Raw genomic sequence first — 23,163 nt, forward strand, 5'->3', positions numbered from 1 at the left:
TACTTGAAGTTCATCGCTAACCGTCGCTTGTCGCAGATTGGCTTGAAGGAAGAGTATCCAGGCACCACCAACCCGTTCCCGTGGATGAGCGAGATTATGGACTTGAAGAAAGAGAAGAATTTCTTTGAGACTCGGGTTATTGAGTATCAGACGGGTGGGGCGTTGAGCTGGGACTAAGATAAGCAGATTACATTATTTCCGAAAACAAAGCCCCGAGCAAAAGGCTCGGGGCTTTTTATATAAATCATTAAGTATCACTCTTCTAGCTCAGAATACTCCTCATATTCTTCACTCCCATCACTTCTTATCTTGGTCTTCAGCCAACTCTCGTACTGCCTAAGAGCGCTTAACTTCTCAACAGACAAAGACACACCTGATGAAGCATGGGCTACGGAGTTGCGCATCTCATTCACATCAACCAGCCACTTGGTCTGCTTATCCTTACTTTCATTCTTTCGACCATAACCTAAAAGCGGCTGAAAAATACCCCAATTATTCTGAGCTATAGCACGGTAGTCTGTTAAATCAAAATAAGCCTCTAACGACCCTCTCTTATTATCATCATTCTCTCGCCTGCCGCTTATTGGGGTTCGAACAGATCGAGGCACTCCGCCATTCCACCAGTCATCACCAAACTCCTGACGAAGTTCCTGAATAACAAGCTCTTTAATCATAATTTCAATTCTATCAATTACGACCTTAGCCTGAATATTTGTCTGTTCTTTTTCGCGATTCAAATACTCTTCAAGCCCGGCAGGATTGAAATCTGGATATATCAATTTTAAAGCCTGCTGCCCACGACGACTTCTTGCAGACTGCCCCTGCGCGCCCCTCAAATCTCGATAGCGCTTTCTTTCCTCCAGTGTAAGTGATGCCAGGTAGCTACCCAGAACCTGTGCGTAAGGCCTCAATAGAGCAGAAATCTGACCAACTTCTAATCGGCAAAGCTTCTTCTCTGTAAGCTCAATGTGCAAAATAACACTTTTCAAAATCATCAAACACGCCGTTACACTGTCATTCATAGACAGGCCACCGCCTTCTGCCGAACCAAGATCCCACCAATCGCTCGCACTTTGTCGAATTTCGTTAAACCATAACTTAATAATCGACACTGTACGTGCCAAAGTCTTTTCATTAGACCCAGCCCAGAAAGGACCACCTTCTATAACTGTGTTCCTTTCTTCTTTATAGATAAAAAAACTCTGCTTATCAATAGCTCGATAGAGGCTAGCCAAAGATATACAACGCCGAACATCTTTTGTAGAATCAGCAGCCTGCACCCTATTCAAAAATGGAGAGTCCTTATCGGCATCCAATGTTTGAACAGACTTAGAAATTATCGCCTGCACTCTGACACTTGGAGACTCCGCATCCCAATGTAACTCTGCAAAAAGCTCCTGCAAAAGCGATGGCTTTACACTTTTTTGTTTTGCATTAATATCAACGAACAATTTTGCTTGAGAGCTTGGCGAAATACCTTCGAAAGCCAACACGGATAAGTGTCCCGTTCGCGCATATTCATGCCCCGAATAAGCGTAAAGCCGATGTTGACCATCAATTATCCATGCAGACTTATAAGCGGGCCGAAGACTTAGCCAACCTAAAACTCCGCTCGCGTCACTTTCCTCTTTTATCGTCTCCTGCTTAATCTTTTCAAAACTAGTATATTTCTTATCAATATTTACAACTATATTAGTTGGAAATATGCCCTGATCTGAGATATATTCTCTAATCTTATTCAATCGTCCCTTAGCGAGCATCCTCTGATAAGTGTGTACATCAGACGCCTTGCCTTTAGAACGATGAGAAACATATGATATCTTTAGCAAATACTCTGGAGATATAGGAAATGTATAACACACCTGCTTCCCCATCCGAGTTTTTACAGCTGGCACCTTTATGGTCAGACCAGGTATTGACTTCCCGGGCAACATATCTGCAAAAAATTGATATTTAGCTGCAAGACCTATGTGGGCAACAAGCTTTTCATAATAGTCAAGATCTTGCTCATCAAACAATGAAACATTTGAAAGCTTAGCTTTTTCCCGATCTTCATCACTCAATAAAATATTATTTGTAAACAAAACTAAAACTGTATTTCGTTTTTGCTCAACTGGCCAACGCTTACTTATAGTTTTTATAAACCGTTCACGATTCAACATTAGTGCCTGAATGAGTACTTGAAGCTCCGTCTTTGCAACGTACTCTTTCGACGATAGGACATTCAGACATACCGATATTTCTTGATCTATGGCGAAAATTGCCCCCGGAGTATCGTCTTCATCGAGACCGCCTGCCTCAAGCTGCTCAAGACCAGACATGTACTTCATATCCATCTTATATAGCAAAGTCCAGACTCGATCGTGAAAGAGCTCATCGTGATCTTTTTCTTTACGAAGTTGAACTGACGCCTTCCCTTTTTTCTGTATAAGCCAACCCTCTTCTATAGCAGTGCCAATCTCCTTTAGAGGGATACTTTTTTGGGAGAATCCTCTCCCTCTTGCTCTGGCAATTGTCCGCAGCTCATCAACTGCAACTATATTATCAATCAAGAAAAATCCCCTCCAAGAAAGTACAAACATTCCGTTATTTGTCGCCTAAAAGCGCTCGACGCCGCCATCACAGAAAATCTTTTAATAACGATCTTATTAAACCCTTTATACAAGGCATCAACCGAAACATGATCTGCATTACTAATAGCTACGAAACACCCTTTTTCAGCCAAATCTCTGGCGTGCGCAGCCAGCCGAACCTGATCCGCCCACGAAAATATATTTTCATTATACTTCACAAAACCGTTATTCGCGTGAGCGACAGTGTAAGGCGGATCAAAGTAAACAAAATCGCCTTTATTCGCGCCGTTGGTAGCAACTTGAAAGTCCTCATTTTTTAAAACAGCGCGCTGAAGAGCATCACTTATTTTAAAAATCTTATCAGAGTCAAAAACTTCAAGATGAGTTTTCTTTCCATAAGGAACATTAAACTCCCCTTTTAAATTAACGCGATATATTCCATTAAACGAAAGCCTGGTTAAATATAAAAGTCTAGCGGCCTTTTCTATAGGGTCAACGGGTCTACTTGCCCTGACTTTATAATAAAACTCCTCAGTATTCTCATATCCTTCTAAAACATCAATCAAATCGCCCAGTTGATCTCGAACAGCAATATATGAGCCAATCAAATCTGGATTTATATCGGATAAATACGCTCTCTCAGGAGCCATTGCAAAATAAATGGCACCACCACCGAAAAAAGGCTCGTAGTATTTATCGAAATCAGTTGGAAAGTTCTTTAGAAGCTCGGCAGCCAGAGCCCTCTTCCCTCCTGGCCAACGAATTAAAGGGGCCACTGGGCTAATTAACCCTGCTCCCTTCCTCGATATGTCGTCTAAATTTATCAATAGCGCTCCCTGCTTTATATATGTCTATTTTTCAATCCTTTGAAACACTCAGAATGAGATCGAGCATAGACAACAGCAACATTAAAAATGGCATATTGACACCATTTATTCAGCTTGACCATCCGTAAGGAAGCTCATAGGCTTCGATTTGAGCCTAAGAAACTCCAAACCAGAGCGGTCCTCCGCACCCGACAGCCATGCGGCTTTTTTTCGCCAGCGGTTTCTCTACGTCTGTGAAAAAATCCCCGTTATGTCGGGAGTGGGCGAATACAAGACCCGAAAGGGGAATATGTCCGGCCCGTCTCTGGTGGGTTTCTTAGCTCCCGACACCCATAACGCCTGCCCTAAGAAAGCAACCAGAGGTAACGGAAATGCCTGGATACTTTGCATCCCCTGCGAAGGTCATTCGCAGCACCCGCACCATTTCTCAAACACGCTCCGGCTCGGAGGTGTGTCATGCATGAACCTACAGTCTTTACCCGCCAAAACCTGCAGCTGCATGCCCTGCTTCTAGAGAACCAGCCATGGTTCTGTGCTCGCGATCTTGGTCGCCTGATGGGGCTGTATCTCGCAGAGCGAATGGTGAGCAAGCTCGACGAGGATCAGCGGCAGACGCTGGAAATCTGTTATCACGGTCAGCCTGAAAACATGCTGATGCTCAGCGAGTCCGGCGTCTATGCATTGCTGGTGTATCACTACTCACCAGGGCATCGCTTGTTGCGTGAATGGCTGACTCATCAAGTGGTGGCGACTTTGCGTGATAAGCATCAACCACGATCTACAGACCGTCCAATGTTGAGCTTGCTGGACTGGCCGGAGATGTCGTTGAGTCTTCTACATTGGCAGGATGAAGGTTGGATTCGATTACGAGATATGCCGTATCTGTTGCTCAACAGGACTCGCCGACGAGCGCCACCGAGTAAGACTTGGTTTCAAAAAATGGCGGAGCGTTTCCAGCCATCCGGCCATTCAACACTCTGAAATCCCAAAGGTAGTCCGTCCGGGCTGATGCTCAGACGGAGCACCTACATTCCTTTCCCAGCCCGCGCTGTAACAATGCAGGACGCCTTCCTACGTTCATTCCTATGCCCGACCGGGTAAACTCCCCTGATCATTGCCAGCAAAAGCACAACATCACTAAATCTGGCTGATCTGAATTGCATAACCGTTATCAGCCTGAACCCATGCAGTGGGCACCAGTCACACAGTTATGAGAACCCGCTCCAAACGATCAAGGACCACCCGTGAACCCAGACATGCTCGAAGCTGGCCCCGCTGACGCCAAAGTACTCTCCGTCTTTGACTTCGACGGCACCCTCACCCACCACGACAGTTTCGTGCCGTTCCTCAAGTTCGCCTTTGGCACCGGTGAGTTTTATGGCCGGATGGTCAAGCTGGCGGTGCCAGGTCTGCGCTTTTTGTTGCAGCAGATCAGCCGGGATGAGTTGAAGGCGCAGTTGATCCGCACCTTTATGACTGGGGTGCAGAAGACGTGGGTGCAGCAGAAGGCCGAGGAGTATTGCCAGCGCAATTGGGCGCGGTTGATGCGGCCGGCGGGGGTGCTTTCGGTGGAGCAGGAGTTGGGCTCCGGTGCGGAGGTCACACTGTGTTCGGCGTCGCCGGCGTTGGTGTTGCAGCCGTTTGCGAATCGGCTGGGGATCAAGTTGATCGGGACTGAGCTTGAGGTGGTGGATGGGGTGCTGACCGGTAAGCTCACCGGGAATAACTGCCGGTGTGAGAACAAGGTGCTGCGGCTTGAGGCGGTGTACGGGGATTTGGGCGAGTATCGGCTGCGGGCCTGGGGCGATACGCGTGGGGATCGGGAGTTGTTGGCGGCGGCGCAGGATGCGCATTTTCGGCATTTTCATGCGAAGAAGAAGCGGGCGAAAGTGCTGCGCTGATCATTGTGGTGAGCGGGCTTGCCCCGCGCTGGGGCGCGTAGCGGCCCTAAAACCAAACGCCGCATTCTGTCTGACAGCATGCGGCGTTTTTATTGGGACTGCTGCGCAGCCCAGCGCGGGGCAAGCCCGCTCACCACAGGTTGATCAAACAGAGGCCTTGAGTTCTACGCCCAACGCCGTCGCAAAGGCTTTTACCATCGGGCTGCGCGGGGCGTTATGGCGCAGGATCAGGTTGAATGCGGTGCTCAGGTGAACCTGTTCCGGGCACAGTGCGCGCAGGCGCCCTTCCCTTACCAATGGCGCGGCGTAGTGTTCGGGCAGGAAGCCGAGGAAGCGGCCGGTGAGGATCAGGATCGCGACGGCTTCGACTTGCGAGGCCGAGGCGGACTGGCTGTCGTAATTGACGAAGGTGGCCTTGTCGCGATGGATCGCATACCGGTGGTTGACCACTTCATATTGGCGCAGCACGTCGGGCGTAATGTCGTTCGCGGTGAAGAGCGGGTGTCCTACGGCACAGTACGCGTGGGCTTTTTCTTCGTACAGCGGGAAGTAGTCAAATTCCTCTCGGCGTTGGTACACCGGCACGATGCCGACGATCAAGCGCCCTTCCACCACGCCACGTTCAACTTCGTCCAATTGCGAGGCATGTAGGCGCAATCTAATTTTTGGCGATTCGCTATGTAATTTCCCCAACGCGGTAATTAGTGGGGAATTAACGTCGGACACGGTGTTATCAATAACCCCCACACTAAGGTCGCCGATCAGTTCGTTTTGCGCCGAACTAAGCTTGTCGCGAAAACTGTCCACCGAGGTAAATAACTCGATGGACGCCTGATACACCAACTTGCCTTCTTCGGTCAGCCCGAACCCTTCCCTCCCCCGTGTGCACAGGCGCATGCCGATGCGGATTTCCAGGTCGGAGATCTGTTTGCTGATGGCTGCCAAGCCCACGTTCAGCTCGTTTTGCGCGGCGCTGAAGCCGCCGGCTTCGACCACAGCCATAAATACCCGCAGCAATTTGAAGTCCAGCCCGCTCAGTTGCAGGGGCGGTCGTGTGCCGGGTTTTGGCGGTAGGTTTCCAGAAGTGGAAAGTGGAGTTTCCATAATACGCGTTGACCTCAAGTGCCATATTCAACAGGCTTCAACCCAGTCCTTGAACATAGCCAGGCGGCGATAATGAACATAAACAACCGCCCTTGGCAACCTTGAATACGGCGCGTCAGACGCTGATTCAGTCTAGTTGAAAACTTATTTTTACTGCCTCCGACTCTTCTAAAAACAAGCGTGAGGAATACCCATGTCCCAGCCCACCGACCGCCTTTGGGGCGCTCGTTTCAAGACCGGTCCGTCTGCTGCATTGGCCGCGTTGTCGCGTTGCCCTGAGCGCTATTTTCGCCTGACGCCCTACGACCTGGCCGGCTCCCGTGCCCATGCCCGTGAGTTGCAGCGCGCCGGTTTGCTGGATGAGTCGGAGACCTTGCGTACCCTCGAAACCCTGGAGGGGATCGGCGCTGACTTCGCTGCCGGCCGCCTGCATCCGACCCTGGATGACGAGGACGTGCACACCTTCATCGAACGCGTATTGACCGAGCGCCTCGGCGCCTTGGGCGGCAAGTTGCGCGCCGGGCGTTCGCGTAACGACCAGACGGCCAATGACCTGCGGCTTTTCCTACGCGACCATGCGCGCACCATCACTACCGAGGTGCTGGGTCTGCAACAGGCGTTGGTGGAGCAGGCTGAGCAGCATATCGAGAGCATCTGCCCCGGCTTTACCCATTTGCAGCAGGCGCAGCCGATTGTGTTTGCCCACCATTTGCTCGCTCATGCGCAGTCGATGCTGCGTGATGTGCAGCGTTTGGTGGATTGGGATGCGCGTACAGCGCTGTCACCGTTGGGTGCGGCAGCCATGGCCGGTTCGGCGATTGCGCGCCAGCCGGAGCATTCGGCCAAGGAAATGGGCTACACCGGGCCGTGCGAAAACTCGATTGACGCCGTCGCCAGCCGTGACCATGTGGCGGAGTTTCTGTTTGTGGCGGGCATGCTCGGGGTGAATATTTCGCGGCTGTCGGAGGAATTTTGCCTGTGGTCGTCGCGCCAGTTTCGCTGGGTGGTGTTGGACGATGCCTACGCCACCGGCAGCTCGATCATGCCGCAGAAGAAGAACCCGGACATTGCCGAATTGGCGCGGGGCAAGGCTGGGCGTTTGATTGGCAACCTGACCGGGTTGATGTCGACGCTCAAGTCGTTGCCGCTGTCGTACAACCGCGATTTGAGTGAAGACAAGCACAGTGTGTTGGACAGCGTGGACACCTTGCTGCTGGTACTGCCGGCGATGGCCGGGATGGTTGCGACCATGAAGGTGCAGGTGGAAGAGCTACGTCGCCAGGCGCCGATGGGCTTCACCTTGGCGACGGAGGTGGCGGATTGGTTGGCCACCCGGGGTGTGCCGTTTAAAGAAGCCCATGAGATTACCGGCGCGCTGGTGCAGGCCTGTGAGAAGCATGAGATTGAGTTGTGGGAAGCCTCGCCGGCGATGTTGGCGGAGGTGGATGCTCGGTTGCTGCCTGAGGTGCGGGACTGCTTGACCCTGGAGGCGGCGATTGCGGCGCGCAGTGGGTGGGGTGGGACGGCGCCGGAGCGGGTCAGGGAGCAGATTGGGCGGTTGAAGGTGGCGTTGGCTGAGCAACAGCGATGGGCTGAGAGTTATCAGGGGTTTCGGATGTAAGCCTGGGAGATTTGTAGTGTTTGGGCTGGCGCTTTCGCAGGCAAGCCAGCTCCCACATTGGATCGGGTTTTAACTGTTGGATCGAGTAGAGCGGTAATCGCTTTTTTGGAGAATCACCATGAACCAAACCCCGGCCGAGCGCTTGGAAATAGAGCGCAAGTTGTCCGAGAACCAGTTCGATATCACGCAGTACGAACACGTGCCGCGTCGCTATTACGGGCGGATGTTTTTTGCCACGTTGATCGTGATCGTATTGGCCGCGCTGTTGCGCGCATTCGCCAACGGCCAGATCGAATGGTCCTACATCGGTCAGTTCCTTACGTCTGAGGCCATCCTCTGGGGCCTGGTGAACACCATCGTCATGTCGATCCTGGCGATGGCGCTGGGCGTGGTGATCGGGGTGATCACGGCGATCATGCGCATGTCGGCCAACCCGATCCTGCGGTATGTGGCCATTACCTACACCTGGCTGTTCCGTGGCACGCCGTTGATTCTGCAGTTGCTGCTGTGGTTCAACTTGGCGCTGATTTTCCCGGTGATCGCGGTTCCCGGCCTGTTCAGCATCGACACCGTCGACCTGATGACACCGTTCGTGGCCGCCCTGCTCGGCTTGAGCATCAACCAGGGTGCCTACACCGCCGAGGTGGTGCGCGCCGGCTTGCTGTCGGTCGACACCGGCCAGTACGAAGCCGCCAAGTCCATCGGCATGCCGAGCCTGCAAGCGCTACGTAGGATCATTCTTCCGCAGGCGATGCGAGTGATCATCCCGCCTGTAGGCAACGAGTTCATCAGCATGGTGAAAATGACTAGCCTGGCCAGCGTGATCCAGTACTCGGAGCTGCTGCACAACGCGCAAAACATCTACTACGCCAACGCCCGGGTCATGGAGCTGCTGATTGTGGCCGGCATCTGGTACCTGGCGGTGGTGACTGTTCTTTCATTTGGTCAAAGCCGCCTCGAGCGTCGTTTTGCCCGCGGCGCCGGCAAGCGTTCGTAAGTTTGGGTTGAGGAGATTTGCCCCATGAGAAGCATCGTCAAGGCCGTCAACCTGAACAAGTATTACGACCAGTATCACGCGCTGCGCGACATCAATATCGAGGTCGAGCAAGGCGAAGTGATGTGCATCATCGGCCCGTCCGGCTCGGGTAAAAGCACCCTGCTGCGTTGCGTCAACCAACTGGAAAAAATCGACAAGGGCGGCCTGTGGGTCGACGGCGAACTGGTGGGTTACCGCGTCATCGGCAACAAGCTGCATGAGATGAATGAAGCGCAGATCGCCCGCCAGCGCCTGGCCACCGGCATGGTGTTCCAGCGCTTTAATTTGTTCCCGCACATGACCGTGCTGCAGAACATCATCGAAGGCCCGTGCCAAGTGCTCAAGCGCTCGCCCAAGGAAGCCATCGAGGATGCGTTGGAGTTGCTCGCTCGCGTCGGCCTGGCGGACAAACGCAATGCTTACCCGGTGGAATTGTCTGGCGGGCAGCAACAGCGCGTGGCAATTGCCCGTGCGTTGGCGATGCGCCCCAAGTTGATGTTGTTCGACGAGCCCACATCAGCCCTCGACCCGGAGCTGGTCGGCGAAGTGCTGTCGGTGATGCGCGATTTGGCCACCACCGGCATGACCATGATCGTGGTCACCCATGAATTGGGCTTCGCTCGCGAAGTGTCCAACCGCATGGTGTTTATGGATGCCGGCCAGATTGTGGAAGCCGGCAGCCCTGAAGAAATTCTAATAAGCCCACAAAACCCGCGTACCCAAAGCTTTATTTCTGCCGTTCGCACTTAACTAGAAAACTAACGAGAACGCCCCCATGAAAAAATTGTTTATCCCCACGTTGCTCGCAGGCCTGATGGCCTCCACTGTTGTTTTCGCGGCTTTGCCGGCGGCAATCAAGGACAAGGGTGAGATCAGCGCGGCCATCGTGCCGAACTATCCACCGATGGATTTCAAGGACCCCGCCACCAATAAGCTCACGGGTTTCGACTTCGACTTGGGCAACGCCCTGGCCGAGCGCCTGGGTGTGAAGATCAAGTGGCAGGAAACCGGCTTCGAGCAAATGCTCAGCGGCCTGACCACCAAGCGTGTGGACATTGTGCTGTCGGGCATGAGCGACACCGCCGAGCGCCAAAAGGCGGTGACTTTCATCGACTACTTCACCAGCGGCCCGCAGCTGTACACCCTGGCCAAGCGTGAAGACCTCAAGGAATTGACTGACCTGTGCGGTAAAAAAGTCGGCACCAGCCGCCGTACCACCTGGCCGTCGGAAATTGCCGCGTGGAGCAAGCAAAACTGCGAAGCGGCGGGTAAGCCGGCCATCGTGGTGATTGGCACTGAAGGCTCGGCGGATGCTCGCGCGCAGTTGCAGCAGAACCGCCTGGATGCGGCGATGCAGGGCAGCGAGACGATTCCTTATTTGATGGCGCTGGACAAGGGCAAGTACAAGCCGGTGGGCCTGGCAATTTCCAAGCAGTTCACCGGGCTGGGGATTGAGAAGAGCAACACCGAGTTGGTCACGGCGATCAGTGAAGCGTTGCAGGGCATGATTGATGATGGGACCTACGGCAAGATCCTGAAGAAGTGGGAGCTGGAGCAAGGCGCGGTCGAGAAGATCACCATCAACTCCGGCCAGTAAGTCGATCCAAGTGTGGGAGCTGGCTTGCCTGCGATGGCGGCGTCATCTTGCATAATCATTGCCTGAACCACCGCTATCGCAGGCATGCCAGCTCCCACATTTGATGTGTGTTGTCTTTAGAAAATAACAAGGACACTTGCCCCCACCGTGGCCACCTACTCCCTGGTAATCCGCCGCCTGCTGGTCTGCTCGGTGACCATCGTGGTCAGCCGTGCCATGACCAGCCCGCTGCTGGCCTTGCTGCTCAGCACGCGCCTGGGCCTCAACCAGCAGGACATCGGCCTGCTGATGGGCATCGCCGTCTTCATCGCGACACTGCTGGGCCTGTACGGCGGCTACATCATCGACCGCCTGGAAAAACGCAAGCTGCTGATCCTGGCCATGCTCTCGAGCGCCATCGGTTTTCTGTTGCTGACTTTTGCCAGCAACCTCTACCTCACCACCTTGACCCTGGTCATCACCGAAGCGGCGTCGGCGCTGTTCCTGATCGGCTCCAAAGCCATCATCAGCGAGAACCTGCCGGTGGGTGACCGTGCCAAGGTGTTTTCCCTGCGCTACACCCTGACCAATGTGGGCTACGCGACCGGCCCGATGGTCGGCGTGGTGATCGCCGGGCACCTGCCGCTGGCGCCCTTCCTGATCGCCAGCGCCATCGCCTTTGGCAGCGTGTTCCTGATGATCGGCATCCCACCCACCCAACGGGATGACAGCCACAAACCCTTGAGTTTCCTCAGCACCCTGCGCACGTTGCGCAGCGACCGCACGCTGATCCTATTCACCAGCGGCAGCCTGCTGAGCACCATTGTCCACGGGCGCTACACCCTGTATCTGTCGCAGTTTTTGCTGGTGGCCTACAAGCCCGCCGAGGCATTGAAGATTCTGTCTGCGGTGCTGGCCTGCAACGCCATCACCGTGATCTTGATGCAGTACCAGATCGGGCGGTTTCTCAAGCGTGAGCAACTGCGTTACTGGATCGTGCTCGGCACCTTGCTGTTCATTGTCGGGCTGATCGGGTTCAGCCTGGCCGACAGCCTGGTCACCTGGTGCCTGGCGATGTTCGTATTCACCTTGGGCGAGATGATCATCTACCCCTCGGAGTTTCTGTTTATCGACACCATTGCTCCCGATGCCCTGCGCGGCAGTTATTACGGTGCGCAAAACCTGGCCGCGTTTGGCGGGGCAATGAGCCCGGTGATGTGTGGGTATTTGCTGATCAATGCGGCGCCAGCCAGCATGTTCTATGCATTGGGGGCGCTGACGGCGGTCGGTGGAACGCTGTGCTTCTTGAGCGGCCGAAGGGTTGCAGTTTCTTGCTGATATTTGCGCGGGATCCCGCTATTAATAGCGAAACTTCTCACGGACCCGAGCCCCATGAAATTCGACACGGCCTACAGCCTGAGTCTCGACGACAAGCTGTCGATCTACGACGTACGAGACCTGAATTTCGACGAAACCGCCGACTTCGATTCCGACAAGGACAGCTTCCTCTGCCCCAACGAGGCCTGCCGTGCGGCGTTCGATACGGGCAATACGCTGAGCACCTTCAACGCGAAGAACGTTAACTATCAGCGCACGCCCCATTTCAAGAACAAGACCAGCACCCAGCATATCGACGGCTGCCGTTACGCCAGCACCCACAAGACCGCGACCGGTGAAGGTGACGACGAGCGTGAAGACAACTTCCCCTCGGAATTTGTACTCACGCGCCGTCAATACGAACGTAAGGCCCCGCTTGCCGGGGCTGAGGGAAGTGCCCCACGCGAGCCAGCGAAAGCGCCTTCAAACCGTAGCTCTTCGCCCCACAGCACCCACGACACCACCCCGGACAAAACCAGCGTCTTCGCCCACCCGGTGGAATGCTATGTGTCGAATATCGACGACAAGGACAAGCTCAAGGCGATGCCGCTGAAGATTGGCGACCACACCGCGACCTACTGGACGTTTTTCAAGAAAATCGAATACCTGCAAGACAACAAGGGCCTGATCTACTGGGGCAAGATCAAGGCGATCAAGGACTACACCAGCAGCTTTCGCATCGACTTCGAGAAGAAGGTGTGGCTCGACAAAAAGCCCTATTCGGTCAACGTCTACCTGAGCAAAAAACTCATCGACACTTACCGCAAGCGCAAGGCTTTCCTGGAGCAGATCAAGGCGGCGGTGGACAGTGAGCGAGCGCTGTATTGCTTCTTCTACGGGGTGACGCCGGCGTTGAAACACGTACCGAGCACAAAAAACCCCGAACAGACGTTCGGGGTGTTCAGCGCGAACATCGAGAACCTGGATCACCTGATTATCCGGGAGGCGCCGGGGGTGGAGTAACGGCTGATTAAACATCCAGTTGATGAGCGGTCAAAACAACTGTACAAAAACACAGTATAGTTTGCCCTCCCCCGTCGAATCCTGGAGAAAACCATGTCCTCTCTGGCAATGAGCTCTTTTGTAGAACAGCAGATCGTCCTGCATCAATTCACCGCCAAGCACAGCGTGCAGGCCCGCGCGATGCTGGGCTGGAGCACCGAAGACCTGGCCCGGTTGGCGGGCGTGACGCCGCAAGCGGTTCAGCACTTCGAAAGCCAGGGCGACGTGGGCGATGAAACCCGCCTGGCATTGGCGTTCAGGCTGGAGGCTGAGGGGCTGGTGTTTTTTCCGGGCTTTGCGCCGGGGTGGGGAATGAGTGTGCGTCGGTTCGACCTTCCTTCAACCGAGCCCACTGCCCACAACAGCGCCCGACGCTCCCTTTGCGATGTACTGGGATGGCCGGTCAAAACCCAGGTTTGATTGCCACTTGGGCGGCCTGCTCATACCCATGGGCCACTGCCAACAAGGTAGGTTCAGCCCAGCGAGTGCCGAAAAAATAGGCACTGGTGGGTAAACCGTCCTCATCCGTCCCGGAAGGTACGGCGATCCCTGGGTAGCCGGCTGCCGCGACACCGAAGTAACTGTTTGTCTCGAAATCCGACACCATGACGTCCAGGTTCTCCGAGGTGATCGGGTCATCTATGGCGTTGCGGAAATCTTGGATGAGCGCGTCCCACAGTGGCTGGCGCTGCTCCGGCGTCAGGGTTGAGGCGCTGATTTCCTTGAGTAGTGGTTGATGATCCTCGTTGGCGCCATCACGTTCATCGTTGAACCTGATGAGTTCGGTCAGTGATTTGACCGGTAGTCCCGAGCGATTGGCCAAGTAAGCATTGAGTTCCTCTTTCGCGTCCGAGAACAACAACTCGTCATAGCGTGAAGCATCGGCCAGGCGTATGTTGACCGGCACCAGTACCGCGCCTTGCTCGCGAAGCACCTCGAGTGTCCGACTGAATTGCGCACTGTTCACCACGGGCAGGGTTTCACCCTCTTTGGAAAACGTCGCAGGGTAACCGATACGCTTGCCCTTCAACGCACTTGGAACCAATAGCTTTGTGTAATCAATGCCTTGAGGCGCGCCCACGCTCGCCGGGTCCTGGGGATCGCTGCCTGACATGGCGTTGAGCATCAACGCAGCATCCATCACCGAGCGAGCCATCGGGCCTGGCGTGTCCTGGCGCTGGCTCGCAGGAATAATCCCGTTGCGGTCCAGCAGGCCGACGCTGGGTTTGAGCCCCACCACACCATTGCGGGCGGCCGGCACAATGATCGAACCATTGGTTTCAGCCCCCACCGCCAAGGGCGCCAACCCTGCCGCGACTGCGGCGGCAGAGCCGGAACTGGAGCCCCCGACGTCGGCATCCGACTGATGCGGGTTACGGGTTTGCCCGCCCCGGCTGCTCCAGCCATCGGGGCCTCCACGAAACCCGGCCATTTCACTCATGTTGGTTTTACCCAGGATGACCGCGCCCTGCTTGATGAGGTAATCCACCAACGGGGCATTCTTGCCGGCACTTGCCCCCACAAGCCCAAACGCACCTGCACTGGTTTGCATGCCTGTGGTTTCGAGGGTGTCCTTGAGCAAAATGGGAATGCCATGCAGTGGCCCGCGCACTTTGCCGCTGGCTCGCTCGCGATCCAACTCGCGCGCAGCCTCAAGCGCTTCAGGGTTGAGTTCGATAACAGACCTCAGTTGAGGGTCCAGCCTGCGAATCCGCACCTGCAGGAAACTGACCAGATCGACCGAGGTGAGCCCACCCGGCCGGGCCATTTGCCTGCCAAGCTCATTGACACTGAGGTATTCGGTACCGGGGGCGACTGGCTTGGAGGCCGCAGGTAAGTAGTCGCCGGCAATGGACTGCAGGGCCAGCTGGGCAATCGAGCCCAGACCATACGCAATAGAGAACATAAGACCTCTTCAGGGAGTCAGAAACGACGAAGGACCCACATCGATCCATGCCCCAGTCTAAAAACCTCTCGTCCTCCCAGCATTGCGACGCACGTCGCTTACACCGTGGGATTAGTCAACACGTCGAGTAGCCCGGCCTGTACCGGTGTCAGGCGCCGAGCATTGCGGTACACCCGCACCAGAATCGGCAGTAAATCCTTGGAAGATCGCGCGCCATAGAACCACAGCGTTGAACCGTCCCCGAGCGGCTCGCCAAGCCTTGGGTAACCCGTCCAGCACGCCGCATGGAACGCAGCGCTTTGACTGTCGGACACCAGCGCATCCAAGCGGTATTGACTCATTAGCGTGTCGATTTCATTGCGGGTGTGCAGATCGAACCTCAGGGAGTCATCCGCTCGCTGTGCAGGCACCGGCACCAGTGTCAGCCCAGCCAGACGAAGGGTTTCCAGCGCCAGCGTAAAGAGCGCACGGTGCTCAATACGTTCGTGGTCATTGCCGTGCTCGTACCGTTCTGCAACCCCCACGCACAGCCCAGTCGTTCTCCGGTCTGCCGTGAAGGTGGTGTTGTTCTGCACCAAAGGCACCTCCACCATCACCGGCCCCGAAGGATCGATGCCGCTTAAGGCAATCAGCGACAGCGATGGGTCACGCACAGGTTTCACGGGCAGGGCAGGCGCGTCATACCCTGGAATCGGGATGCCGCCCGCGGGGCGTTTGTCGCCACCGGGGGCCGTCCCGAAAGCGATACCGCTCGGGGCGGGTGTATCGACGGAGGGAGTGGGTGGCACTGTCGCCAGACCTGCTATCTCCGCCGGCGAAGATGACGGTGGCGGCGCAGGTGAGCCCGGTCGACAAGGCACGCCCAGCAGCCAAATTTTCCTACACTTGATGTCCATGTGGACAGCCCTCCGGAAGATGACTTTCCGAAGGATCATCGCACCCTCATCCGAGGCCTGGAACTGCTTGGAAACACCCGGAAAACTCCTTTTTCCGACGCGTCTTCCGACTGCCAGCCCAGTCGTCAGCCAGCCAAGTGCTCTTGCGCACCTTGTGTTTCCACCTCCAGCCACCACGCATACCCACGCTCAGGCTGGTTCAAGCTGAATGCCTGCCCCATCGGCGGTGTGGTAATCGACACGTTGCGCTCCCAGGCCAGCGCCATGATCCGGTCAAACGGTTCGTGCCAGGCATGGAACGCCAGGTCGAAGGTACCGTTGTGAATCGGCAGCAGCCAGCGCCCCTTGAGGTCGATATGGGCTTGCAGGGTTTGCTCAGGTTGCATATGCACATGGGGCCAATCGACGTTGTAAGCACCTGTTTCCATCAGCGTCAGGTCAAAGGGGCCGTACTGTTCACCGATACGTTTAAAGCCGTCGAAGTAACCGGTATCGCCGCTGAAAAAGATCCGCCGCGCCCCGTCGATCATCACCCAGGAACACCACAGGGTCTGGTTGGCATCAAACAGCCCGCGCCCGGAAAAATGCTGCGCAGGTGTCGCGACAAACCGAATACCGTCCACCTCAGTGCCCTGCCACCAATCCAACTGGCGCACTTTGCTGGCCTCCACCCCCCACTTCACCAGCAGGTCACCGACACCCAACGGCGCAAGAAAACAGCGGGTTTTCTCGGCCAATTGAACGACAGCCTTGCGGTCAAGGTGGTCGTAATGGTTGTGGGAAAGAATCACCGCTTCCAACGGTGGCAGCGCTTCAAGACTGATGGGCGGCTGGTGGAAGCGCTTGGGGCCGGCCCAACTGAACGGTGAGGCACGCTCGGCGAATACCGGGTCGGTGACCCAGAATTTACCGCGCATTTTCAGCAAAACCGTCGAATGCCCGAGGCGGAACACGCTGTGATCCGGGGCGGCCAGTAATTGCTCGCGGGTCAGCGATTGCACCGGGATCTGCCCCACCGGCCGTGTACTGCGTGGTTTGTTGAACAGCATGTTCCAGAAAATACGCAAGGTCTTGCCAAAGCCTCCGTGCTGCACGGGAGGCTCGTTGCTGAAATGCGCCTGATCGTGCCTGGGCGTTGCTGGCGAAGAATCGACACGGGACGAGATCGTGGCCATTACCGGGTGACTCCTACGGATCGCTTATAAGTTACACTGCACAGTGTAGTTTCAAGATTGCAACAAAATCCGGAGCAAGTAAACTGCCGAGTGTAATTTCCTTGAAGAGCCGAACGCCACCCATGACTGCCCCTCAACGCCTCACCGACCGCAAGCGCGAAGCCATCGTGGCAGCGGCCATTGCCGAGTTTCGCGCAAACGGTTTCGAGGTCACCAGCATGGACAAGATCGCCGCCACCGCCGGCGTTTCCAAGCGTACGGTGTACAACCACTTCCCCAGCAAGGAAGAACTGTTCGCCGAAATCCTCCACAAACTCTGGGCCAGCAGTGTTGCACAGCTCGACGTCAGCTACGCCAGCGACCGCCCGTTGCGCGAACAATTGCGGGGGTTGCTGGAAGCAAAGATGAAGATGATGTCGGACGTGAATTTCCTCGACCTCGCCAGGGTCGCTATCGCTGCCACCATCCATTCGCCGGAACGTGCGCAGGACATGGTCACCCGCCTGAGCCAACGCGAAGAAGGGTTTACCCAATGGGTGCGTGCCGCCCAGGAAGATGGCCGGCTCAACTGCAGTGACCCGGCCTTTGCCGCCCACCAGATCCAAAGCCTGCTCAAGGCGTTTGCCTTCTGGCCACAGATTACCCTTGGGCAACCGACCCTGGATGCGGCCAGCCAAGCCAGCGTAATCGAGTCGGCCATCGACCTGTTCCTGGCCGGCTACGAAGTCAAAGCACCGGGCCAGCCGTAAAAAGCCGTTGTACGAGCGACGTCCCAGGTCGTTTTTGACGCATTCGCCCTCTGTTTTGCGCAAATGGCCTGGAAGGACACTGATTATTCCCCCGCGAATAATTGACAATATTCGTGGGCATTCTCCGATCAGCGGTGAAGCCCACGAACATGTGTCGTCGTATCTGCAAAAAAGAGCTGACCCAGGAATTTATGGAAAACAGACAAGGCAAAGGACTTTCCTTTGCCAGGCGTATCTACAGGCCAAGGATTATCGGCACAGCCATGTGCTGTATCAGCGTGATAGCGGCCCTGTACCCGCTCGCGATGCCGGGTTGGCTCTGGGCGCTGTTATTGGTCAATGCTTTCGTCTGGCCACACGTGGCGTATCAATGGGCAACCCGCTCCAAATACCCCTATGACGCCGAGCAACGCAACCTGCTGTATGACGCACTGTTCAGTGGGTTCTGGGCGGCGACGCTGCAATTTACCCCGCTGACCACCGTGACCTTGCTGTCGATGGTCGCCATGAACAACGTCGCTGCCGGTGGTAAGCGCCTGCTGATACGCGGCGCACTGGCCCAAGTACTCGGCGCCGCTATCGGCGCTGTGGTGTTCGGCCTGCACTTCAACCCGTCGGTCAGCCTGGTTGAGGTTTACGCCTGCCTGCCCATGCTCACGCTCTACCCCATGGCCATCGGCATGGTCTGCTATCAACTGGCGATCAAACTGTCGGAACACAAGCGAGCCCTCAGCGCCCTGAGCCGTATCGACAGCCTCACCGGCCTGCTCAATCACGGTTCGTGGAAAGACCTGCTGCACCTCAAGTTCCACAAGTGCCAGCAACAGCAAAGCCATGCCACCATCGCCTTGATCGATATCGATCACTTCAAGCGAATCAATGACACCCACGGGCATATCGTCGGCGACGCGGTACTGCGGCAACTAAGCCTGGAGTTGCGGCGCAACCTGCGGGAAAACGACCTGGCCGGGCGTTACGGAGGCGATGAATTCTGTGTGATTCTTCCACAAATGCCGCTGGAACAAGCCGCCCAGGTCATGGAGCGCATGCGTGAAACCTTCAGCAATTACCGCAACCCACAGATCCCGGAACTGCGCGTGAGCCTGAGCATCGGCCTGGCGGGGTTCCAGCCGTCCTTTACCAATGCCGCCATGTGGCTCAATGCCGCGGACCGGGCGCTGTATGCCGCCAAAGACACCGGGCGCAACCGGGTCAGCGTAAGTGACGACAAGGTCGCCTATTCCGCTTGACGTTGTCCGATAACTGCTCGTCTGAATAGTGCGTCCTGCACCCCAGGCAGCAGCATAATGCCACCATTGGTCGCCTGCCCAAAAAAGGTCCTGCCCCTGGGGCGAACTTCCCGTCAGGCTGATCACTCTGAACCCGTTGTTCCACCCCGTTCTGTCGGCACAAGGAAGCTGACAATGAGCAAGTCAACCGTATGGCGTATGCCTTACGGGGGCAGGCGCATACCCAAGGAAACTCCAGCAGTCGCTTGCCCGAGCACCCGACCATGTTATTCAACACCCATAAACAAACCATCAACACCCTGCAACACACCGTCGCCCAACAGGCCAGCCTGCTGGATGCCATCGAGCGCGCCATGGCGGTGATCGAATTCGACCTGCACGGCAATGTCCTGCGCGCCAATGCCAACTTCCTGCAGACCATGAACTACCGCGCCGAGCAGGTGGAGGGCCAGTCCCACCGCATATTCTGCACCCCGGCGTTCGCTCGCAGTGCCGAGTACAACCAGTTGTGGTCGAACCTGCGCAATGGCCAGTTCCAGTCCGGCACCTTTGAACGAGTGGCCGGCAATGGCCAATCGGTGTGGCTGGAAGCCAGCTACAACCCGGTGCGAAATGACGCCGGCCAGGTGATAAAAGTGGTGAAGTACGCGATGGACGTCACCCCACGCCTGCAGGCGGAAAGTGAAGCCAATGCCAAACTGGAGGCCATCGGGCGTGCCATGGCGGTGATCGAATTCAACCTCGACGGCACCATCATCACGGCCAACGCAAACTTTCTGCAGCGCATGGGTTACACCTTGGCGCAGATCCAGGGCCAGCATCACCGCCTGTTCTGCACTGCGGAACTGGCCGGCAGTTCGGCCTACAGCGACTTCTGGCGACGCCTGAACCAGGGCGAATTGTTCAGCGGCCAGTTCGAGCGGGTCGATAAAAACGGCCGGACCGTATGGCTTGAAGCCAACTACAACCCGGTGTACGACGCCAGTGGGCGCCTGTGCAAAGTGGTGAAATTCGCCTCGGATATCACCGCCACGGTGCAACAACATGCGGCCGACGCCGCCAGCGCCGCCCAGGCGTACCACATCTCCCTGAACACGCGGGACATCGCCGAAAAAGGTGCCGAGGTGATCCAGCAAACAGCCAGCGGCATGCGCGACATTGCCGCGGACATCGATGGCTCCTCGCAACTGATCGCCAAGCTGGGTGAGCGTTCGCAGCAAATCACCGCCATCGTCAACACCATTCGAGGCATCGCCGACCAGACCAACCTGCTGGCACTCAACGCCGCCATTGAAGCGGCGCGGGCAGGCGAACAAGGTCGCGGGTTTGCCGTAGTGGCTGATGAAGTCCGGCAACTGGCAGCACGTACCAGCGGCTCCACGACGGAAATTTCCAGCATGATCGCAATGATCCAGGACGAAACCCGCCAGGCCATCCACAGCATGGACGGCACCCGCGACCGCGCCGCGCAAGGTCTCGACCTGGCCGATCGCGCCGGTACGGTGATCCTGCAGATCCGCGCAGGCACGAGCGAGGCTGTGCAGGCGGTGAGTGCGTTTGCCAATGAACGTGGGGCCAACTGACCCGATCTTCATGCGGGCAGCCGGGGGCTCGGTCTATAGTGCACAACTGTCTATTTGTTGAGCACCCGAGCCCGCCATGACCTCAGAAAAGCCCGAAGCCGCCCCCGTCGACCACCTGCGCTTCCACCGCCGCCACGCCCATTTGGCGCCGACCTTCGGTAACGACACCTTTGCCCTCAAGGCCGAAGCCTTCGCACGCTTCTTCGGTACGCCCACGTTCCTCGGTGCGCAAACCGCCATTGTGGTGCTGTGGGTGGTACTGAACATCACCGGCATCACGCATTTCGACGTGTACCCGTTCATCCTGCTCAACCTGGCCTTCAGCCTGCAATCGGCCTATGCCGCGCCCTTGATCCTGCTGGCCCAGACGCGCCAGGCCGCTCGCGACAAAGCCCAGTCCGACGCCGACGCGCAGCACCGCGAAGCGCTGGCCGTTGCCAAAACCGAACGCCAGGCACAGGCCGCGCAGACCACCAAGCAGTTGCTGGAACTGCTTGAGCAAAACACCCGGCTAACGGAAATGACCAAACAGCTGACAGAACATATCGAAAGCCTGACGTGCGAAATGCATGAGCACTTTGTGCGAAAAACCTAAGGCAAGCGCACATGCCCACTCAGCTCATCAAACAGTGTCACCACCGAGCGCAACGCCCGGCAGTCAGGGCGCGTAAGCAACCACAGCGCCGTATCGTGCCCCGCCAACGCGGGGCCCAGCGGTTGCAGGCCGTCGTCGACTAGAAAGTCGGGCAACGCCGCCACGCCCAACCCCGCCCGTACCAGTTCGGTGACCGACTGCATGCTGTTGCAGCGATAACTCAAGCGCACGCCGGGCAGGTGCTCGCGACGCCAGGCCACCGTAGGGTGATCGGGCAGGAAGTCATCCGGGGCGATCCAAGGCAGGTCCGCCCACTCCCGGCCCGCGTATTGGCTTGCCAACCCTGGGCTGGCGCACACCCGATAGGCCACGCCGCCCAAACGGCGGCCAACCAGATGCTCCGGCGGCGCGCGGGTGAGGCGCAAGGCAATATCCGCATCGCGGCGGCTGAGGTTGGCGAAATCATTCGACGTGCTCAGCTCCAAGGTCAGCGCCGGGTACTGCGGCATGAACTGCGCCAGGGCCGGCAACAGCAAACCTTGCAGCACCGAGTCGGTACAGGTCAGGCGCACCGTGCCGCTGATCACCTCACCGCCCTGCTCCACACCGATGCGCGCCGCTTGCAGCGCTTGTTCGGCACATTCCGCCTGCTGCGCCAGGTGGCTCGCCAGGCTCGTGGGCAGGTAACCGGCGCGGCTTTTTTCAAACAGCGTCTGGCCCAACGCCGCCTCCAGGCGCCGCACTGCACGGAACACCGTGGACACATCCACGCGCAATAATGTCGCCGCCCGCGCCAAGGTACCGCCGCGCACCAGGGCGAGGATCAGCGACAGGTCAGGGTAGTCAATGGAATAGTGCGTGGCTGCATTGAGCATGTGGGCAAACGCCAATTTTGATTGCGTGAACGCCAATCTATAGTGCACCCCAGGACACCACAAGCCACGGGATGTACACCATGAACGCCACGCCCTTGCACCTCGCCCTGATCGGCGATTACAACCCTGATGTTGTCGCTCACCAGGCGATTCCCCTGGCGCTGCAACAGGCGGCCGACACGCTGGGCCTGACCCTCCATACCCAATGGCTCGACACGGAGGCGATGCCAGAAACCCTCCACGACTTCGACGGTTTCTGGTGCGTCCCCGGCAGCCCCTACCGCGACACCGATGGCGCACTGCGGGCGATCCGTTTTGCCTGCGAACAGCGGCGACCGTTCCTCGGCACCTGTGGCGGTTTTCAACATGCCGTACTGGAATACGCGCGCAATGTGCTCGGTTGGAAGGACGCCGAGCACGGCGAACTCGCCCCACAGGCCAAGCGCGCGGTGATCGCGCCGTTGAGCTGTACCCTGGTGGAAGCCACCGACAACGTGCGTCTGGTGCCCTACACTCGCATCGCCGACGCCTACGGCACCCTTGATCTGCTGGAAGGTTATCGCTGCCGCTACGGCGTGAACCCTGAGTTCGTCGATGCCCTGCTCGAAGGCGACCTGATCCCCAGCGGCCATGATTCGGCTGGCGACCTGCGCGCGGTGGAACTGCTCGATCATCCGTTCTTCGTGGCCACGTTGTTCCAGCCCGAACGCAGCGCGCTGAAAGGCGTCACCCCGCCCTTGGCGATTGCCCTGCTCAACGCCTGCCAGGCGGTGTCGGCATGATCGCCCGTACGCCCAACCCGCCCTATTACGCGGTGATTTTCAGCTCACTGCGCACCGAGGGCGACCAAGGTTACGGCCAGGCGGCCGGCCGCATGCTCGAACTGGCGCGCGAACAACCGGGGTTTCTCGGCGTGGAATCGGCGCGGGAAGACGGCCTGGGGATCACCGTATCGTACTGGGAGAGTGAGGCGGCGATCCTGGCCTGGAAGCAGCAGGCCGAGCACCAGGCGGTGCGCGAACAGGGGCGCGCCACGTGGTATTCGGCCTTTCAGACCCGGGTATGCAAAGTCGAGCGGGCCTACGCCTTCCAGAATTGAAAGACAGGCCCCTCGTGG

At 57.1% G+C, this 23,163-nt stretch carries 22 protein-coding genes and 1 pseudogene; 16 read left to right on the plus strand and 7 right to left on the minus strand.

Translation table 11 applies throughout. The features are described 5' to 3' along the window. Positions 1-177 (plus strand): annotated as a pseudogene (locus BM403_RS12670) (ribonucleotide-diphosphate reductase subunit beta); the annotation flags it as partial. A 77-nt stretch (positions 178-254) separates the two neighbouring features. Here BM403_RS12670 and BM403_RS12675 read toward each other — a convergent pair. Beyond that, positions 255-2,552, minus strand: a complete 2,298-nt coding sequence (locus BM403_RS12675; protein WP_093543093.1) for a DGQHR domain-containing protein — start codon at positions 2,550-2,552, stop codon at positions 255-257. After that, positions 2,549-3,400 carry a DNA adenine methylase gene (locus BM403_RS12680; RefSeq protein ID WP_218189863.1) on the minus strand — a complete coding sequence of 284 codons (852 nt, stop codon included), beginning with the start codon at positions 3,398-3,400 and terminating at the stop codon, positions 2,549-2,551. Before BM403_RS12680 ends, BM403_RS12675 begins: the two co-directional genes overlap by 4 nt. Positions 3,401-3,856: 456 nt before the next feature. Here BM403_RS12680 and BM403_RS12685 point away from each other — a divergent pair, with 456 nt between their 5' ends. Continuing rightward, complete coding sequence (locus tag BM403_RS12685) at positions 3,857-4,381, plus strand: BRO-N domain-containing protein (RefSeq protein WP_093543096.1); 525 nt, start codon at positions 3,857-3,859, stop codon at positions 4,379-4,381. A 275-nt stretch (positions 4,382-4,656) separates the two neighbouring features. Then, positions 4,657-5,301: an HAD-IB family hydrolase gene (locus BM403_RS12690; RefSeq protein ID WP_093543098.1), complete on the plus strand. Its 645-nt coding sequence runs from the start codon at positions 4,657-4,659 to the stop codon at positions 5,299-5,301. A 144-nt stretch (positions 5,302-5,445) separates the two neighbouring features. On the opposite strand, the gene BM403_RS12695 is transcribed toward BM403_RS12690, so the two are convergent. After that, positions 5,446-6,405 carry a LysR family transcriptional regulator gene (locus BM403_RS12695; RefSeq protein ID WP_093543101.1) on the minus strand — a complete coding sequence of 320 codons (960 nt, stop codon included), beginning with the start codon at positions 6,403-6,405 and terminating at the stop codon, positions 5,446-5,448. Between the two features lie 193 nt (positions 6,406-6,598). Between BM403_RS12695 and argH the strand changes: the two genes are divergently transcribed. The 7 genes from argH to BM403_RS12730 all read left to right on the plus strand — a co-directional run bounded on the left by argH (position 6,599) and on the right by BM403_RS12730 (position 13,437). Continuing rightward, entirely contained in the window at positions 6,599-8,026 is a 1,428-nt protein-coding gene (argH, locus tag BM403_RS12700) for an argininosuccinate lyase (protein ID WP_046036443.1), read from the plus strand. Between the two features lie 118 nt (positions 8,027-8,144). Further along, positions 8,145-9,023, plus strand: coding sequence for an amino acid ABC transporter permease (locus tag BM403_RS12705; RefSeq protein ID WP_093543103.1), 879 nt, complete (start codon positions 8,145-8,147; stop codon positions 9,021-9,023). Between the two features lie 24 nt (positions 9,024-9,047). Continuing rightward, positions 9,048-9,812 (plus strand): amino acid ABC transporter ATP-binding protein, encoded by a 765-nt coding sequence (locus BM403_RS12710; protein ID WP_046036444.1) that lies wholly within the window; start codon positions 9,048-9,050, stop codon positions 9,810-9,812. Positions 9,813-9,837: 25 nt separating this feature from the next. Next, positions 9,838-10,659, plus strand: a complete 822-nt coding sequence (locus tag BM403_RS12715) for an ABC transporter substrate-binding protein (protein ID WP_046036446.1) — start codon at positions 9,838-9,840, stop codon at positions 10,657-10,659. A gap of 147 nt (positions 10,660-10,806) precedes the next feature. Then, positions 10,807-11,976, plus strand: a complete 1,170-nt coding sequence (locus BM403_RS12720) for an MFS transporter (protein WP_093543106.1) — start codon at positions 10,807-10,809, stop codon at positions 11,974-11,976. 54 nt (positions 11,977-12,030) lie between these two features. Further along, positions 12,031-12,978, plus strand: a complete 948-nt coding sequence (locus BM403_RS12725; RefSeq protein ID WP_093543109.1) for a hypothetical protein — start codon at positions 12,031-12,033, stop codon at positions 12,976-12,978. Between the two features lie 93 nt (positions 12,979-13,071). Beyond that, on the plus strand, positions 13,072-13,437 hold the full coding sequence (locus BM403_RS12730; protein WP_093543112.1) for a helix-turn-helix transcriptional regulator: 366 nt from the start codon (positions 13,072-13,074) through the stop codon (positions 13,435-13,437). On the opposite strand, the gene BM403_RS12735 is transcribed toward BM403_RS12730, so the two are convergent. The 3 genes from BM403_RS12735 to BM403_RS12745 all read right to left on the minus strand — a co-directional run bounded on the left by BM403_RS12735 (position 13,421) and on the right by BM403_RS12745 (position 16,994). Beyond that, a complete protein-coding gene (locus tag BM403_RS12735) occupies positions 13,421-14,923 on the minus strand; it encodes an amidase family protein (RefSeq protein WP_093543115.1) in 1,503 nt (500 codons plus the stop codon). The two genes, BM403_RS12730 and BM403_RS12735, sit on opposite strands and share 17 nt — an antisense overlap. Before the next feature lie 98 nt (positions 14,924-15,021). Continuing rightward, positions 15,022-15,819, minus strand: coding sequence for a hypothetical protein (locus BM403_RS12740; protein ID WP_256577162.1), 798 nt, complete (start codon positions 15,817-15,819; stop codon positions 15,022-15,024). A 125-nt stretch (positions 15,820-15,944) separates the two neighbouring features. Continuing rightward, positions 15,945-16,994 carry an MBL fold metallo-hydrolase gene (locus tag BM403_RS12745; RefSeq protein WP_093543120.1) on the minus strand — a complete coding sequence of 350 codons (1,050 nt, stop codon included), beginning with the start codon at positions 16,992-16,994 and terminating at the stop codon, positions 15,945-15,947. Between the two features lie 122 nt (positions 16,995-17,116). Here BM403_RS12745 and BM403_RS12750 point away from each other — a divergent pair, with 122 nt between their 5' ends. The 4 genes from BM403_RS12750 (at position 17,117) to BM403_RS12765 (ending at position 21,171) form a co-directional block, all read left to right on the plus strand. Beyond that, positions 17,117-17,743: a TetR/AcrR family transcriptional regulator gene (locus BM403_RS12750; RefSeq protein ID WP_015885495.1), complete on the plus strand. Its 627-nt coding sequence runs from the start codon at positions 17,117-17,119 to the stop codon at positions 17,741-17,743. A 191-nt stretch (positions 17,744-17,934) separates the two neighbouring features. After that, complete coding sequence (locus tag BM403_RS12755) at positions 17,935-18,993, plus strand: diguanylate cyclase (RefSeq protein ID WP_093543123.1); 1,059 nt, start codon at positions 17,935-17,937, stop codon at positions 18,991-18,993. A 263-nt stretch (positions 18,994-19,256) separates the two neighbouring features. Beyond that, positions 19,257-20,576 carry a methyl-accepting chemotaxis protein gene (locus BM403_RS12760; protein ID WP_093543125.1) on the plus strand — a complete coding sequence of 440 codons (1,320 nt, stop codon included), beginning with the start codon at positions 19,257-19,259 and terminating at the stop codon, positions 20,574-20,576. A gap of 76 nt (positions 20,577-20,652) precedes the next feature. After that, entirely contained in the window at positions 20,653-21,171 is a 519-nt protein-coding gene (locus BM403_RS12765) for a DUF1003 domain-containing protein (protein ID WP_093543128.1), read from the plus strand. Here BM403_RS12765 and BM403_RS12770 read toward each other — a convergent pair. Further along, entirely contained in the window at positions 21,168-22,046 is an 879-nt protein-coding gene (locus BM403_RS12770; RefSeq protein ID WP_015885499.1) for a LysR family transcriptional regulator, read from the minus strand. The genes BM403_RS12765 and BM403_RS12770 overlap by 4 nt on opposite strands. A gap of 80 nt (positions 22,047-22,126) precedes the next feature. Between BM403_RS12770 and BM403_RS12775 the strand changes: the two genes are divergently transcribed. Together BM403_RS12775 and BM403_RS12780 are read left to right on the plus strand one after the other, a co-directional pair. Further along, positions 22,127-22,828: a CTP synthase C-terminal region-related (seleno)protein gene (locus BM403_RS12775; protein ID WP_175538069.1), complete on the plus strand. Its 702-nt coding sequence runs from the start codon at positions 22,127-22,129 to the stop codon at positions 22,826-22,828. Continuing rightward, positions 22,825-23,145, plus strand: coding sequence for an antibiotic biosynthesis monooxygenase family protein (locus BM403_RS12780; protein WP_015885501.1), 321 nt, complete (start codon positions 22,825-22,827; stop codon positions 23,143-23,145). Before BM403_RS12775 ends, BM403_RS12780 begins: the two co-directional genes overlap by 4 nt. The last annotated feature ends 18 nt before the right edge of the window (positions 23,146-23,163 follow it).

Source organism: Pseudomonas sp. OV546 (genome assembly GCF_900116845.1).
GTDB classification, from domain to species: Bacteria; Pseudomonadota; Gammaproteobacteria; order Pseudomonadales; family Pseudomonadaceae; genus Aquipseudomonas; species Aquipseudomonas petroselini.